The following is a 16153-nucleotide window of genomic DNA, read 5'->3' on the forward strand; positions in this document are numbered from 1 at the left end:
GAGATTCAGGGGAGGAACGACACCGAGGAGAACTGGCGAACTGACACCGAAATGATACCGAAACACGACAATCTGATAGGGGGGCAGTCTACCCTATCGCTGATACTTCGGGGAATTTTAGGCAGCTCTATGACCATAATTTTGCCGAAAATCGCCCCGAAACCATACACGAAAACGGGAGGAAGCGCAATATGCCGAGAATGAGCAAAAAGAGGAAGCATGAGCTTTCCTTTTACCTCAATGACCGGGGGCGTGTCACTTACAACGAGTTATGCCGGAAATGCCAGCATGGATGCAGGCAGAGCTTCCGGGCGGTTGTGGTTGACTGCCCCCGTTATTTATCCAAACGAGCAAAGAAAAAGGAGGAACATACCGAATGAATTTTGAATTTATGACGATAGACACACCATTGCCGCCCTGTATGCCCTTTCCCAGAGCATTGACAGGATTTCCAGTCAGCAGCACCGCAAAGGTCATGTACTGCCAGATGCTGGATGCTATGCTCTTCAACGGGCAGGAGGACGAGAACGGAATCCTGTTTGTCTGCGTTCCTGTTACAGCCATTGCCGCTGTCCTGTCCCGCAGCCCCATGACGGTCAAGCGTTCTCTGAATGAACTGGAAACTGCCGGACTTATCATGCGGGTGCGTCAGGGCGTGGGAGAACCAAACCGGATTTATGTGCTGATACCGAGAAAGGAGGACGCTGTCCTTGCCTGATACCTCAAAGCTGGAAAAGCTCAACCGGGAGTTGGAAAAAAGCGAAAAGAAACTGCGGAAAGCCATCAATGATGAAAAGGCATTGCAGCACCAGTTAAAGCAGCTTACCCGAAAGGAACGGACGCACCGGCTCTGTACTCGTGGCGGTATGCTGGAAAGTTTTCTGCAAGAGCCGGAACGCCTGACAGATGATGATGTCATGTTGTTGTTGAAACTTATTTTTCACAGACAGGACACGCAGGAACTATTAAAAAAACTGCTGGAACGGGAGAAGCCGGAAATCCCTTAGTTTACTAAGGGCGCAATTATACACCACCCAGAGGTTGGTGCATTGCGTTCTCCGAAGGCTCCTCGCCGGAGGGCTGTGATTTGTGCGAGCAATGAGCCGAACGAATATGCTTGCATATTCACTCGGCGAATGCCGCAGCAGCCGACAGAATGTCGGCTTCCGCGGTCATGGTCTGCTCCAAATCATACAGGGGACGCTACGCTTCCCCTGCGCTGGCTGCCGCCAGCTACCCTTTTGTGGACTTGCCATCTGGGGACACCTTGCGCTGCAAGCTGTTCCCAGCCGACAAGTTTCATAAAATATGCTATCTTTTCGATAGGCGATGAAGTATAATGAAGATGACAACAAATCGGTAGTTGGAGGAAAAATAATGGACTACAAAATAGATGATAAAAACCTTGATGTATCAATGTTTATTTCTTTTGTCAATCAAGTATGGCAAGGTAATTATGATGTGGAACAAACAAGGATGGCATTATCTAAAACATTAAATATAACAGCCTATGACAATAAAAAGCTAGTAGGATGCTTGCGTATTCTTTCCGATGATTACTATTTTGGAACAATTACAGAGTTACTGGTTCTTCCTCAATATCAAAAACAGGGGATTGGAAGCAAACTTCTTCAACTTGCAAAAGATAATACACCTACAATGTTATATTTCGGCTCTCAACCAGAAGCAGAAAAATTTTATGAAAAGAATGGTTGTCAAAAAAGTTTACAATCTTACATGATAAATAGAAAAGAGTAAGGGACAATTTGAAGTTATAAGTGGATTTTTGCGAAGCTGTATGATACTATTATTTTATAACGATTTGAAAATTCGTGGATTACTTAACAAATTAGAAGGAGGTATTTTATATGTTTAAAAAAGCTTTTTGGGTTCCTTATGAGGATAGTGCCAATTACCCAACTCTTGCAAAAACTATGGAAGCAATTTCAAAGTATTGTGAAGAAAATGGTGAGTCTTATACATTTATTAACGATGACGAAGTGGAGATAAATGGAAAAAGATATGAAATATATAGGGGCTACGAAAATGGTAGTAGGGGAAATTACGGCATAAAATGTAAAGAAAAATAAATCCAATTTGTTATTCTACACACATCGGGTCAACTTGCCCCGAACTTCTACAACTAAATACCCGCCGCCCACACAGCGGCACACCGAGCAGGAAATCTGAAAAAGGTCTCCTGCTTTTTTTCTGCCCAAAATGAGGTGGTAAAACACCACCCCATCCACCAATTACCGAAAGGAGGGACACGAAATGCCCTGTCCACACAACGAAATCACGATTGTTCAGCGCAGCCAGCGGCAGTCTGCTGTTGCCGCCGCTGCTTACCAGAGTGGCGAAAAGCTGTTCTGTGAATACGACCAGCAAGTGAAGCACTACCCGGAAAAGCGTGGTATCGTCCACAATGAAATCCTGCTCCCGGCAAATGCCCCACAGGAATATGCAGACCGCAATACTTTATGGAACGCCGCCGAAGCGGTGGAGAAGCAATGGAACTCCCAGCTTGCAAGGCGGTGGGTGCTTACCATCCCAAGAGAGATACTGCCTGACCAGCACGCTGTCCTTGTACGGGAGTTTTGTGAGCAGCAGTTTGTTTCCAAAGGCATGATTGCTGATTTTGCCATCCATGACCCCCATCCGCCGGGACACAATCCCCACGCCCATGTCCTGCTGACTATGAGAGCAATGGACGAGCATGGAAAATGGCTTCCCAAGAGCCGTAAGGTTTATGACCTTGACGAGAACGGGGAACGGATAAAGCTGCCATCCGGCAGGTGGAAAAGCCACAAGGAGGATACGGTGGACTGGAACGACCAGAAGTATTGTGAAATCTGGCGGCATGAATGGGAGGTCATCCAGAACCGCTATCTGGAAGCCAATGACCGCCCGGAGCGTGTGGACTTGCGTTCCTATGCCAGACAGGGGCTTGATATAGTCCCCACTGTCCATGAGGGGGCTGCTGTCCGCCAGATGGAAAAGCGTGGTATCCAGACGAATATCGGCAACCTGAACCGGGAAATCAGAGCCGCCAACCGCCTGATGAAGTCCATCCGGCAGCTTATCCAAAACCTCAAAGGCTGGATTACCGAGCTGGGAGAAAAACGGAAAGAGCTGCTTGCACAAAAAGCGGCGGAAGAAGTAACATTTCTTCCCAATCTGCTGACGAAGTATATGGAGATACGAAAGGAAGAACGGAAGGACTGGACAAGGGCTGGACAGAACCGGGGGACTTCACAGGACTTAAAGGCAGTCAGCGAAGCCCTGTCCTATCTCCGGCAAAAGGGGCTTTCCACTGTGGAGGACTTAGAAGCGTTTCTGGAATCTTCCGGGAAATCAGCCGCCGATTACCGCAATCAGATGAAGCCAAAGGAAGCCCGCAGCAAAGTGATTGACGGGATTCTTGCCAGCCGGACAGACTGCAAGGAATGTAAGCCTGTCTATGAGAAGTACCAGAAGATATTTTTTAAGAAAACAAAGGAGAAATTCAAACAGGAACACCCAGAGGTTGCCCGATATGCGAAAGCCGCCGCCTACCTTGCCAAGCACCCGGATGATAAGGACAGCACCCAAGAGGAGCTGCAAGAGGAGCAGGAAACGCTTCACAGCGAAATCGCAGAGCTGAAAGTACCGCTGACCGAGGTACAAGAGGATTTGAAGAAGCTGCGGGACATCCGCTACTGGGTACGGAAAGCCACACCCGGCACAGAGGAAAGCAAAGAGCCGCCCAAGAAGCAGCCCATCAAGGAAGTCTTGCAGGATAAGGCAGACGAGAAAAAAGCACAAAGAACTGCCCCGGCGCAGACAAAACACAAACAACAGGATATGGAACTTTAACAGGCACTTGCCATTTTCAATCAGAGAATGTCAGGTGCTTTTCTTTTTTTCAAGGAGGGATAGATTTGAATGTATTTGAAACTGTGAAGCAGTCCGTTACAACAAGACAGGCTGCGGAGCATTATGGAATCCATGCAGGCCGGAACGGGATGGCTTGCTGCCCGTTCCATAACGATAAGACCCCAAGCATGAAGCTGGATCAGCGTTACCACTGCTTCGGCTGCGGTGCAGATGGGGATGTGATTGATTTTACCGCCGCCCTGTATGGGCTGGGAAAGAAAGAAGCCGCCGTACAACTGGCACAGGACTTTGGGCTTTCCTATGAGGACTGGAAGCCGCCGGGAAAGGCAAAAAAGCCCAAGCCCCGGCAGAAATCCCCGGAGGAACAGTTTCAGGAGGCAAAGAACCGCTGCTTTTGTATTCTTGCCGATTATCTCCACCTGCTCCGGGCATGGAGAAAGGAATATGCCCCGCACTCCCCGGAGGAAGCCTTTCATCCCCGGTTTGTGGAAGCCTTACAGAAGCAAGACCAAGTGGAATATCTGCTGGATGTGCTGCTGTTCGGGGAGACGGAGGAAAAAGCGGCTTTGATTACGGACTACGGAAAGGATGTGATACAGCTTGAACAACGAATGGCAGAGCTTGCAGCCGCAGACGCAGCAAGAACTAAAAAACACCATGAACGCCATGCAGCCGCCCCAGAGCGCCCCTGAAATCAAGACGGGGCTGGAAACTACCGAGAAAGGCGGTGTCCGTCAGAGCATACGGAACTGCCTGACCGTATTCCAGCGTGACCCGCTGCTTTCCGGGGCTATCGCATACAACATCCTGACCGACCGCAAGGACATCATAAAGCCCATCGGTTTTCACAGAGAAAGCACCGCCCTGAACGATACGGACATGAAGTATCTGCTTCTTTATCTGGAAGAAACCTACGGGCTTACCAATGAGAAAAAGATTGATAACGCCATCGGGATTGTGGCGAATGAAAACAAGTACCATCCCATCCGGGACTATCTCAATACCCTTGTGTGGGACGGGACAGAGCGAATCCGTTTCTGCCTGCGGCACTTTCTGGGGGCTGACGCAGACGATTACACCTATGAAGCATTGAAGCTGTTCCTGCTGGGTGCAATCTCACGAGCCTTTCAGCCGGGGTGCAAGTTTGAAATCATGCTCTGCCTGGTAGGCGGTCAGGGGGCTGGCAAGTCCACCTTCTTCCGTCTGCTGGCAGTCCGGGACGAGTGGTTCTCCGATGATTTGCGGAAGCTGGACGATGACAATGTGTACCGCAAGCTGCAAGGTCACTGGATTATCGAAATGTCGGAAATGATGGCAACCGCCAACGCCAAGAGCATTGAGGAAATCAAGTCATTTTTAAGCCGACAGAAAGAGGTCTACAAGATACCTTATGAAACCCACCCGGCAGACCGCCCCCGTCAGTGCGTGTTTGGCGGCACTTCCAATGCCCTTGACTTCCTGCCCCTTGACCGTTCCGGCAACCGCCGCTTTATCCCCGTCATGGTGTACCCGGAGCAAGCCGAGGTTCACATTTTGGAGGACGAAGCCGCTTCCAGAGCCTATATCGAGCAGATGTGGGCAGAAGCGATGGAGATTTACCGAAGCGGAAGGTTCAAGCTGGCTTTCAGCCCCGCCATGCAGCGGTATCTCAAAGAACACCAGCGGGATTTTATGCCGGAGGACACCAAAGCCGGAATGATACAGGCGTATCTTGATAAGTACACCGGGAGCATGGTCTGTTCCAAGCAGCTCTACAAGGAAGCTTTGAACCATGCTTTTGACGAGCCGAAGCAATGGGAAATCCGGGAAATCAACGAGATTATGAACCAGTGCATTGACCGCTGGAGGTACTTCCCAAACCCAAGAATGTTTTCCGAATATGGCAGACAAAAGGGCTGGGAGCGTGAAAACCCGGCAACGGACTCCGGCAACCCGTCTGAAAAAACAATGGACGGTTTTGTGGAGGTCACAGAACAGATGGAGCTTCCATTCTGAAAATGACAGCCCGTTGCCCCCCCTGTTGCTATCCCGTTGCCGAGCCGGTTGCCGGGGAAAATCCCGAAACTGTCGGCTTTTCTCCCCTATGACAACCAAAACAACAGAAAAATAAAAGAAAAGTATAAATAGTAACCATCGCCAGATTGAGATTGTTTGCAAGGTCTTTTGAAGCCCGTTGCCGGACTTCGTTGCCGACACCCTCTGTCTGGCTATTTTCATGCATGGAGGATAACTGCCTATGGCGAATAATAAGATGAATATTGAAGGAAAAAATTACTCGGATATTCCGGTGTGGCGTAGATATACGCTTACCATTGAGGAAGCAGCCAGATATTATCATATCGGCGAAGGAAAATTGAGAACGCTTATTGACACACATCCCAATGAGGATTTTTATGTGATGAACGGCAATCGTGCCCTCATTAAGCGTGAGAAATTTGAGAGGTATCTGGATCAGGCTACTGCTGTGTAAACAGAGCTGACAGATTTACCGATTTCACATGATATAACTATGCGGAGAGCTGGATTTGTGCTATGATAAGAGCGCAAGTCTGGCTCTCTTTTTTGAAAGGAGAGTTCACGATGAGTGAGAAAAGACGAGATAACCGTAATCGGATTTTGCGAGAGGGCGAGTACCAGCGTAAAGATGGGAGGTATCGGTTCCGCTATATTGATGAGGACGGAAAAGAGAAAAATGTATACAGCTGGCGTTTAGACAAGAATGACCCAATGCCAAAGGGGAAGAAGCGGGAGCCTTCCCTGCGTGAGAAAGAAAAACAGATTGAAGCGGATTTGTTTGACCGTATCGTAACCAACGGTGGCAACTATACTGTTTTGGAACTGGTAGAAAAGTATGTTTCATTGAAAACAGGAGTTCGTCACAATACGGTTGCCGGATATAAAACGGTCATCAATATGCTGAAAAAAGAGAGTTTTGGGAATCTGCGAATTGATAAGGTGCGTTTGTCAGACGCCAAGGCATGGTTGATTAAGCTCCAACAAATTGATGGGCGGGGATATAGTTCCATTCATTCTATCAGGGGAGTTCTCAGACCGGCATTTCAGATGGCGGTAGATGATGATTTGCTTCGTAAAAATCCATTTGAATTTGAGCTTGCCTCCGTCATTGTCAATGATTCTGTTACCAGAGAAGCGATCACCCGAAAGCAGCAGAGAGATTTGTTGAAGTTTATTCAGGAAGATAAACATTTCAGCAGATACTATGATGCAATCTATATTCTTTTTCACACAGGGCTTCGTATCTCAGAGTTCTGTGGATTGACGGTTTCAGAAATCGAGTTTGGAGAAATGCGTATTAAGGTAGACCATCAGTTACAGCGTACTGCACAGATGCAGTATGTAATTGAAGAGCCAAAAACTGACAAAGGCATCCGCTATGTGCCGATGACGGAAGCTGTCGCAGCGTGTTTTCGCAGAATTATTGCCAACCGAAAGACACCAAAAGTTGAACCGATGGTGGAAGGATACGCTGGATTTTTATTTTTGGATAAAAACGATATGCCGATGGTTGCCCTTCACTGGGAGAAGTACATGGAGCATATCATTCAGAAATACAACAGGATTTACCGTATCCAGATGCCGAAAGTTACCCCTCATGTATGCAGGCACACCTTTTGCTCTAATATGGCAAAATCCGGGATGAATCCGAAAACCTTGCAGTATATCATGGGTCACGCAGACATCAGTGTAACCTTGAACACTTACACCCATGTGAATTTTGATGATGCAAAGGAAGAAGTATATCGGATAGCGAATAGTTAAAAAAGCCCGTTGGTAAGGACGCTTGCTTTACCAACGGATTTACCAAGATTGCAGGGAAAAACACAAGAAAATACGAGAAGATTTGAGAAGATACCTTGAAAAGAAAGGAAAACTCAAAAGTCGGAAAACCCTGAAATATCAAGCGTTTGAGAAGAAATACAAGACTTAAATGGAGATATAAAAAGATGATTAAAGTATTATTCATTTGCCACGGCAATATCTGCAGATCAACTATGGCCGAGAGTGTTTTTACGCACAAGGTAAAAACGCTCGGCCTTTCAGATCAGTTTTTGATCGACAGTTTTGCAACAAGTACAGAAGAGATTGGGAATCCGCCTCACAGAGGAACAGTGAACAAGCTGAGAGAAGTGGGAATACCACTGGTTCCGCACAGAGCGAAGCAGATTACGTGGGCGGATTATGAAAAATCCGATTATATTATTGGTATGGATTCTGCTAATATGCGTAATCTTAACAGGATGCTGAAGAATGATCCGGAAGAGAAGCTCTATAAGTTTCTGACTTTTGCCGGATCAGGACGGGATATTGCGGATCCTTGGTATACAGGAAATTTTGATGAAACTTATGAAGATATACAGGAAGGTTGTGAGGGATTTCTGGATTATCTGGAGAAACATGGAGAAATCCATTACTGATATTTCGGAATGAGACACAAATCTGAAACAATACAAAAGGTATGACAGTAAAAGGCGGCGGAAGCTGCTTTTTCTGTCGATGAAAACTTCTTTACAAATCTGAAAACTTCTATTATACTGATTCATACAGCAGGCAACTCAGATTCAGCAGAGAAATCTGCTCTCTACAATTCTACAGTGGAAGTTCTTTCCACGAAAATATCTAATTGTGTTATCAGATCAGAATCATTTTGTGCGTTGTTGTGAGAGCGCACAGGATTTTGTCAGGACGTTCGTCCGCTTTGTTTCACAGAAAGGAAATTAAATATGGAAAAAGGTTATGAAACTTTTGTCACGGACCTGAGAAAGCTTCTTCTTGCGGCTATGGATCTGCGGGAAGAAGAAATTTATTTTTCAAACGATGGAGAAAAATATGGCTGTTTGGGAGATAGGCTATTTGTAGAAAGTGGTCATATGGAAAAGGCAAAAACAGTCTGCGGGTTGCATACAGAAGAGCTTTATAAAAGGTACTGTCAGGAACATTCTTTTGAAAATATCGTTCATGATTGTGTTAGGGAGATAAAAAAAGTCAGTGAAAATTGTGTGCTATGTGATTTGGACGATCTGAAAGATTATGAGAAGGTAAAAAGCAGACTTTTTATTCGACTTCTGAATGCAGATAAAAACAGGACTATACTGAAGGAGCTGGTTCATCACAAAATCGGAGATATTGCTTTAGTGGTTTATTATCTTGCAGGAGAAAAAGAGGGATATGTTCTGAGTGCAAAGATCAAGAAAAGTTTTGTGGAGAAATGGGGAAAAGATGCGGATACTGTTTTCGAAGCTGCTCTAATAAATACATATTTTATCAGCCCACCAAGAATCTATCATTGGGAAAAAATGCTGTTTGATAAGACGTACGAAGGAGATAATTTCATGGATATCCTTGGAACATACCATCCAAATAAAGGGATTGCCGGGAATTGCCTGAGTACAGAAAAGCGTACTAATGGAGCGGCAGCAATCTTTTTGCCCGGGGTAGCCAGACGTCTTTCTGAACTTCTGGGGTCAGACCTGTATCTGGTTTTTACCAGTGTTCATGAAGTAATGGTCCATAATGCGGATGTGGTTTATCCGGAAGATTTGAAAGAAGTTCTAAGTGATACGCTCGAGAAAGCAACTCCGGAAGAAGATTATCTGACATCTTCCATTTATCGATACAGCAGAAGGAGTGGTGAATTCTCTGTGGAATTGAAATGAGCTAAAGAAAAGTGGCATATGGAAATTAAGGCCGGAATCCATCATAAAGAATGAAATTCCGGCCAGGTTCTTTCTCTGTGTTATGCTGTTTGTCTAACTATTATCATAAAAGCTTTTTTGTGGTTTAGCTGAGAAGTGCGGAATCGTTGGAAAATTCTTCACCGCTGGCTTCTTCGAATTTGTCTAGAAGATCCTTGACTGTAAGCTTTTTCTTTTCTTCACCCTGGATATCCAGAATGATCTTTCCCTCCCACATCATGATCAGACGGTTGCCGTGAGTGATAGCATCACGCATGTTATGGGTGATCATCATGGTTGTCAGATGATCGCGGGTTACGATCATGTCTGTGATCTCGAGAACCTTGGCTGCAGTCTTCGGATCAAGGGCAGCAGTGTGCTCATCCAGAAGAAGAAGCTGAGGCTTCTTTAAAGTTGCCATCAGAAGTGTCAATGCCTGACGCTGGCCACCGGAGAGGAGCCCGACTTTGGAAGTGAGGCGGTCCTCAAGACCAAGACCGAGAATCTTCAGGAGTTCGTGATATTCTTCCCGTTCCTGACGGGTAATGCCCGGACGGAGAAGGCGAGATTTTCCGCGGCGTTTGGCAAGAGCAAGATTTTCTTCAATTCCCATAGTTGCAGCAGTTCCGGTCATAGGATCCTGGAATACACGGCCAAGATACGCGGCTCTTTTATATTCTGAAAGTTTTGTGACATCGGTTCCACCGATAATGATCTTTCCGGAATCTACAGGCCAGGCACCGGCAACTGCATTCAGCATAGTGGATTTTCCGGCACCGTTTCCTCCGATGACTGTAACAAAATCACCTTCGTTCAGATGAAGATCCACGCCGTTTAAAGCAACCTTTTCATTGATGGTGCCCGGATTAAATGTTTTATGTATATCGATCAGTTTCAGCATGATCATTTACCTCCCTGTTTGGCTTTTGTAAAGTATTTGCCCTTCCAGTATGGGAAAGCAAGGAACAATGCAACGACGAGTGCGGAAAGCATTTTAAGAAGGTCTGTATCAATTCCCATCCAGATAACAATCTGAAGTACCAGGTAATAAAGAATAGAACCAAATACAACGCTTAACAGCTTCAGTGCAAAGTTGCGGAAAATACGGCTGAAGATCGCTTCGCCGATAATTACTGCAGCAAGACCTATAACGATGGAACCACGTCCCATGTTGATATCTGCAAATCCCTGATACTGTGTGAGAAGAGCACCGGAAAGAGCAACAAGTCCGTTGGAAAGCATCAGTCCCAGAACCTTATTACGATCTGTGTTGATACCCTGTGCACGCGACATACTTGGATTACATCCGGTCGCACGCAGGGAACATCCGAGTTCAGTTCCGAAGAACCAGTAAAGGACTGCAATCAGAATAACGATCATAATTGCTACGATAAAAAGCGTATTCTGTGTCAGAACAACACCCTTGACACGTCGAAGGGATACCAGAAGATTAAATTTATCAACATTGATCGCCTGGTTTGCTTTTCCCATGATTTTCAGGTTAACAGAGTAAAGGGAAAGTTGTGTCAGGATTCCGGCAAGGATAGCCGGGATGCCCATAAAGGTATGAAAAATACCGGTGGCAAGACCTGCCAGAAGTCCTGCTCCTGTTGCAGCCAGCATGGACACCCATACATTGTGTCCGCTGAGCATCATCATGATACAAACAGCGCCGCCTGTACATAAAGTTCCGTCAACGGTAAGATCCGCAATATCAAGAATGCGGAATGTAATGTACACACCGATCGCCATGATTCCCCAGATAAGCCCCTGTGCGGCAGCTCCCGGAAGTGCGGTCATTAAACTCATAATCTGCATGTTAAATTATCCTCCTCTTTTTTATGCACGAACAGCGAGAAGGGTAACTCCCTTCTCGCTGTATCAGTGTATAATAGGTTTTTTACCGATTATTCAGCTGTTTCTTCTGTTTCGATTGCTTCATATCCATCCGGAATTTTAATACCAAGCTCGTCACAGATGTCTTTGTTGTATTCTTTTGTGAATTTTGGTGCATATTCAATCGGCATTTTGGAGATATCTTTACCATCCTGAAGGATGCTGACTGCCATTTCGCCGGTTTTGTATCCAAGATCATAGTAGCTGATGGAAAGTGTTGCAACACCGCATGCCTTGCAGATACCTTCTTCACCAGCGATTACCGGAACCTTTGCCGGGAGACAGATGTTGTTGATGATCTCAGTATTGGATGCTACAGTATTATCTGTAGGTGCATAGATCACATCGCTGTCATTGGCAGCTGTGGTAACAACGGATGAAAGATCGTTGGAATCAGAGAATGCATAATATTCACAGGTATAACCAAGCTTCTCAAGAGCATCTTTTACAGTATCTACCTGATATTGGGAGTTCGGCTCTGCTGAGCAGTAGAGAAGTCCGACATTTTTTGCATCCGGGAAAAGCTCATGGAGCATATCGGCCTGCTCATCAAGAGGAGCAAGATCAGAAGTACCGGAAATGTTCCCGCCTACTGTTCCGTCAAAGTCATCGATCCCAAGAGCGACACCGTACTCGGTAACGGCTGTTCCGAGGATCGGGATATCGGAAGTTCCGGCAGCTGCAGCCTGAAGAGATGCGGTTGCGTTTGCAAGGATCAGGTCTGCCCCCTCTGAAACAAAGCCGTTGATAATGGTAGAACAGGTATTAGAATCACCCTGTGCATTCTGCTCGTCGAATTTTACGGAATCCCCCATTTTCTCAGTGATCGCATCCTCAAAGCCCTTGGTTGCGGCATCCAGTGCATCATGCTGGACCAGCTGGCAGATACCTATTGTGTAAGTCTTTTCTTCTTTGGCGCTTACTGTTGCAGCACAGGTCCCTGTTACAAGAGCTGCTGCGAGTACAGCTGTTAAAATACGCTTTTTCATATTGTTTTCCTCCTCGCGATATTGCTGCATTTTTTGGATTATTTAAAAATGCAACTCTGATTGTGTTAATATAACACTTTAACGCTTAAAAGTCAAGAAGAATTAACGCGAAAATATGTTGAATAAACAGATCCGGAAAAACAAAATAAAGCATGAAATGAAATGCAGGCACAGAGAAAAACACAAGGTCATATCATATTGTGAATGTAGTTTTCGAGGAGAATGAACATGGCATATAAAATCGTTCTGGATGCCGGACACGGCGGAGAAGATCCAGGTGCTGTTTATAAAGAACGTAAGGAAAAGGATGACAATCTGAAACTGACCCTTGCGGTAGGAAAGATCCTGGAAGAGAACGGCGTGGATGTGGTTTATACCAGGACTACCGATATTTATCAGACTCCTTTTGAAAAAGCGAAAGCCGCAAATGAAGCCGGAGCAGATTTTTTTATTTCTTTTCATCGCAACAGTAGTTCCGGGCCCGAACAATACAATGGAGTTGAAGTATTAGTCTATGATAAGAAAGGCATTAAATATCAGATGGCACAGAATATCCTGGGAGCATTGGGGGAACTGGGGTTTCGGGAACTGGGCGTGAAAGAACGTCCCGGGCTGGTAGTGCTCCGGCGCACAAAAATGCCGGCACTTTTGATCGAGACCGGATTTATAAACTCGGAAAAGGATAATCAGCTTTTTGAAAAAAAATTCGAAGAGATTGCCAGAAGCATCGCAGATGCCATTCTGGGAACATTGAATGAGGAAACTGTGGAAGAACCATTATATTATCGAGTACAGACAGGAGCATTTCGAAACCGGGAAAACGCAGACCGGATGTTGTATCAGCTGACAGATCAGGGATTTCCGGCGTTTATCCTGAGAGAGAATGATCTTTACAAAGTTCAGGTAGGAGCATATATGCAGCTTGGAAATGCGGTCAATATGGAACAAAGGCTGAGGGACAGAGGATATAGCACAGTGATCGTTACAAAATAGAAAACAGATGATCTGTTAGTGCATCTGCCACGAAAGAGTGATATGATTAGGCAATACAGAAAGCTGGATAAGGGATATCTGTCAGATAAATATCTTTTGATCCGGGATTTAGCTGCAGATGGTAAAGAAAGGACATAGAAAATAATGTACGAAGAGTTTCTGAAACAGATAGAAGATTTCATGTTTATAGAAGATAAGCCGGAAAAAGCGGATGTGATCTTTATTCCAGGAAACGGATATCCTCAAATGGCGGAAAAAGCAGCGGAGCTTTACAGGAATGGGTTTGCACCAAAGATCCTGCCCAGTGGAAGATACAGTATCACAGCAGGGAGATTTACAGGAGTTCTTGACAAGAAAGAATGTTATTGTGGGACATACAAAACGGAATGGGATTTTTTGAAAGATGTCCTGATGCAGAATGGTGTACCAGAGGAAGCAATCCTGAAAGAAGATCAGGCAACCTATACTTATGAGAATGCAATTTATTCCCGACAGGTAACAGACAGAGAATACCTGGATATCAAAAAGGCGATTCTCTGCTGTAAAACCTGTCATGCAAGGCGTGCATTGATGTATTACAAGTTGCTTTATCCGGATACGGAATTCTTTGTGAGTTCATGTTGTGTGGATTCTATAGATAAAAATACGTGGATTATGACAAATGATGGAATTGATGAAGTAATGGGGGAAATAACTAAAATAATTAAACAATTTTCATTGATGCTCAAAAAAAATTAATTTAGGGGTGTCGTAAAAAAAAGAATTGTGTTATAATGCATTTGACGAAAAAACGAAATATCTGTTACGAAAGATTAACAAGATATTAATTTTTGGAGAAATATTGGTTCGAGCGCATGTTACATGCGTTCGATATTTTATATAACTGAATTTTTTGACAAAAGGCAAATATGAATCTTAGATTTTGAATATAGAGGTGCAGATTATTATGAAAAAGAACACAAAGAATACATTTAGCAGAAGCTTTTCAATACTGGCAGCAGCGGCATTATCCATGACACTGATCGGAGGACAGACCTTTCCGGCATATGCGGAGAACTCTTCAGGTATAGAATCCGGTGCTGTGATCCCGGATAATATAACTATTGACAGCCCTACAGCTCTTGCTAACATTGCGCTTCCATCTAATGCGTATGGAACTCTTTCCTGGGCAGATAGTTCTTATGTTCCGGACAAACGTGTACAATCCTGTGGGGTAGTATTCAAACCTGCTGCAGGGGCTGACCTTTCAGGTCTTCCAGGGTGGGACAGTAATTCAGGAACACTTACAGGTTCCGTGACAGTTGTGGTCAGCAGCCTTGACAGTACAGAGGAAAATTCCGGAAGTGAGGAAAGCTCCGATTCTTCTGATTCAGGAGAATCCTACGAAACCGATGATAAAGAGGAAAATGGAACTGACGTCAATGAGAGTGATGCAGATACTTCCGTAAAAGAAACAGAGGACAGCACTGCAGAGAATGAAGGGAAGAACGAAGGTCTGCAGACTGACAGTGTTCAGGAGAATGAGAATAAAGAAGATTCGGAGACAACAGGAAAAACGGAGCAGTCTTCTTCAGATTCTTCAGATACAGCAGATGCCAGTGGAGAGGAAAAAAGGGATCCGGAGATAACGGAAGCTCCGGAGGTAACAGCTGCACCATCTGAGGATAATAAAACTCAGGATGGGGAAGAAGCAGAAGCTGCGGAAACTCCTGCTGTAACGATAACTCCGGCGGCAGAAGATGATATGGATCCTGATGCAGCATCTGAGAGCAGAGACGATGAGAATCATGAAAAAAATAACGATGCTGAAATCACCGCGATCCCGGAAATCACGGAGACTCCTGATGCTGAAGAAAACAAGAATAATATTTTTGACAGGAAAGATGATACAGAGGATAAACGCCCTCAGAATGCAGCTACCGATCTGACAGAAAAAGAAAAAGAGGAAATTGCGTCTCAAAATCATACCTGTGATGGAATCACGGTATCAGGAATCGATCTTCCGTGGTATGTACAGTTTCGTGTTTCCGGTGGTGAGGATTATCAGTTTACCAATGAAGAAGATGCAACGATCTTTAAATCCTATGAGTTTGAACTCTGGGATACACAGAATAATACAGAGTATAAAATTCCGGATGGAGAGTATATCAGTGTGACTGTACCTGTAAAGGCCGGCTATACATATTCTATTGAGCACCTTCTTGATAATGGCGCAATGGAGACCATCATTCCAAGCGTGGATGGTGACACAATGACTTTCAGTACACATTCATTCAGCCCATTTGGCATTGCCGGAAGTAAATCTCTGGTAGGGCCAGATGCTGAAAGCAATACCGGTGCAACGATTACACCTGCAGCAGATGCTTCGTCTTCGGATGCTTCATCTTCAGGTACTGCAGATCCTGCAGAAACAGACAGTACAGACACCAATGCGGCGGAGACATCTCAGAATCTGACTTCAGATAGCCCGGATCAGGAACAGCCTTCTTCTCAGAACAGTGATACGGCGGGGAATGAGGCTGAAGAACAGTCTTCTGCAACAACATCCAAGAAACAGGTAAATACTGGAGATAACACCCAGATTCTTCCGTTTGTGATCTTGTTTGTGGCAGCGGCAGTTGTAGCCGGTGTAGCTGTGTTTTTTAAGAAAAGAAAGAAGTAATGAATAAGAATAAGAGAAAAAGCTCTCCCATATAATGACTGTGG

At 45.1% G+C, this 16153-nt stretch carries 18 protein-coding genes; 15 read left to right on the plus strand and 3 right to left on the minus strand.

Annotated features, from left to right (window positions below; genetic code table 11):
- The first annotated feature begins 191 nt into the window (after window positions 1-191).
- The 12 genes from DWX61_RS02780 (at window position 192) to DWX61_RS02845 (ending at window position 9551) form a co-directional block, all read left to right on the plus strand.
- Window positions 192-380: a hypothetical protein gene (locus DWX61_RS02780; protein WP_002592123.1), complete on the plus strand. Its 189-nt coding sequence runs from the start codon at window positions 192-194 to the stop codon at window positions 378-380.
- On the plus strand, window positions 377-718 hold the full coding sequence (locus DWX61_RS02785) for a replication initiator protein A (protein WP_118623681.1): 342 nt from the start codon (window positions 377-379) through the stop codon (window positions 716-718). The genes DWX61_RS02780 and DWX61_RS02785 overlap by 4 nt, the downstream gene beginning before the upstream one ends.
- On the plus strand, window positions 711-1007 hold the full coding sequence (locus tag DWX61_RS02790) for a DUF3847 domain-containing protein (protein ID WP_118050417.1): 297 nt from the start codon (window positions 711-713) through the stop codon (window positions 1005-1007). Before DWX61_RS02785 ends, DWX61_RS02790 begins: the two co-directional genes overlap by 8 nt.
- Before the next feature lie 370 nt (window positions 1008-1377).
- A complete protein-coding gene (locus DWX61_RS02800; protein WP_118623685.1) occupies window positions 1378-1758 on the plus strand; it encodes a GNAT family N-acetyltransferase in 381 nt (126 codons plus the stop codon).
- 110 nt (window positions 1759-1868) lie between these two features.
- Window positions 1869-2090 (plus strand): DUF4318 domain-containing protein, encoded by a 222-nt coding sequence (locus DWX61_RS02805; protein WP_004612768.1) that lies wholly within the window; start codon window positions 1869-1871, stop codon window positions 2088-2090.
- Window positions 2091-2274: 184 nt separating this feature from the next.
- Window positions 2275-3855, plus strand: a complete 1581-nt coding sequence (gene mobQ / locus DWX61_RS02810) for a MobQ family relaxase (RefSeq protein WP_118623687.1) — start codon at window positions 2275-2277, stop codon at window positions 3853-3855.
- Between the two features lie 65 nt (window positions 3856-3920).
- A complete protein-coding gene (locus tag DWX61_RS02815) occupies window positions 3921-4568 on the plus strand; it encodes a CHC2 zinc finger domain-containing protein (protein WP_118265299.1) in 648 nt (215 codons plus the stop codon).
- Window positions 4534-5871, plus strand: a complete 1338-nt coding sequence (locus tag DWX61_RS02820; protein WP_118623689.1) for a virulence-associated E family protein — start codon at window positions 4534-4536, stop codon at window positions 5869-5871. Before DWX61_RS02815 ends, DWX61_RS02820 begins: the two co-directional genes overlap by 35 nt.
- Window positions 5872-6112: 241 nt before the next feature.
- Complete coding sequence (locus DWX61_RS02830) at window positions 6113-6346, plus strand: excisionase (RefSeq protein WP_016218019.1); 234 nt, start codon at window positions 6113-6115, stop codon at window positions 6344-6346.
- A 110-nt stretch (window positions 6347-6456) separates the two neighbouring features.
- Complete coding sequence (locus DWX61_RS02835; protein ID WP_118481390.1) at window positions 6457-7656, plus strand: site-specific integrase; 1200 nt, start codon at window positions 6457-6459, stop codon at window positions 7654-7656.
- Between the two features lie 185 nt (window positions 7657-7841).
- Window positions 7842-8312 carry a low molecular weight protein-tyrosine-phosphatase gene (locus tag DWX61_RS02840; RefSeq protein ID WP_118623691.1) on the plus strand — a complete coding sequence of 157 codons (471 nt, stop codon included), beginning with the start codon at window positions 7842-7844 and terminating at the stop codon, window positions 8310-8312.
- Window positions 8313-8618: 306 nt separating this feature from the next.
- Window positions 8619-9551, plus strand: a complete 933-nt coding sequence (locus DWX61_RS02845) for a DUF5688 family protein (protein ID WP_118623693.1) — start codon at window positions 8619-8621, stop codon at window positions 9549-9551.
- A 124-nt stretch (window positions 9552-9675) separates the two neighbouring features.
- Here DWX61_RS02845 and DWX61_RS02850 read toward each other — a convergent pair whose 3' ends face one another.
- The 3 genes from DWX61_RS02850 to DWX61_RS02860 all read right to left on the minus strand — a co-directional run bounded on the left by DWX61_RS02850 (window position 9676) and on the right by DWX61_RS02860 (window position 12454).
- A complete protein-coding gene (locus DWX61_RS02850) occupies window positions 9676-10470 on the minus strand; it encodes an ABC transporter ATP-binding protein (protein ID WP_118515603.1) in 795 nt (264 codons plus the stop codon).
- Between the two features lie 2 nt (window positions 10471-10472).
- The gene (locus tag DWX61_RS02855) at window positions 10473-11387 is read right to left on the minus strand and encodes an ABC transporter permease (protein WP_118515605.1); all 915 of its coding nucleotides are present in this window, start codon (window positions 11385-11387) and stop codon (window positions 10473-10475) included.
- Window positions 11388-11476: 89 nt separating this feature from the next.
- Window positions 11477-12454 carry an ABC transporter substrate-binding protein gene (locus DWX61_RS02860; protein ID WP_118515607.1) on the minus strand — a complete coding sequence of 326 codons (978 nt, stop codon included), beginning with the start codon at window positions 12452-12454 and terminating at the stop codon, window positions 11477-11479.
- Between the two features lie 228 nt (window positions 12455-12682).
- On the opposite strand from DWX61_RS02860, the gene DWX61_RS02865 reads away from it, so the two are divergent.
- From DWX61_RS02865 to DWX61_RS02875, 3 genes are all read left to right on the plus strand, one after another.
- Window positions 12683-13447: an N-acetylmuramoyl-L-alanine amidase gene (locus DWX61_RS02865; protein WP_118515609.1), complete on the plus strand. Its 765-nt coding sequence runs from the start codon at window positions 12683-12685 to the stop codon at window positions 13445-13447.
- Between the two features lie 144 nt (window positions 13448-13591).
- The gene (locus tag DWX61_RS02870; RefSeq protein WP_118515611.1) at window positions 13592-14185 is read left to right on the plus strand and encodes a YdcF family protein; all 594 of its coding nucleotides are present in this window, start codon (window positions 13592-13594) and stop codon (window positions 14183-14185) included.
- Between the two features lie 208 nt (window positions 14186-14393).
- Window positions 14394-16109 carry a hypothetical protein gene (locus DWX61_RS02875; protein ID WP_118515613.1) on the plus strand — a complete coding sequence of 572 codons (1716 nt, stop codon included), beginning with the start codon at window positions 14394-14396 and terminating at the stop codon, window positions 16107-16109.
- Window positions 16110-16153 lie beyond the last annotated feature (44 nt).

The sequence above is a fragment of the Ruminococcus sp. AF20-12LB genome, assembly GCF_003478985.1.
Classification (GTDB): domain Bacteria; phylum Bacillota; class Clostridia; order Lachnospirales; family Lachnospiraceae; genus Blautia_A.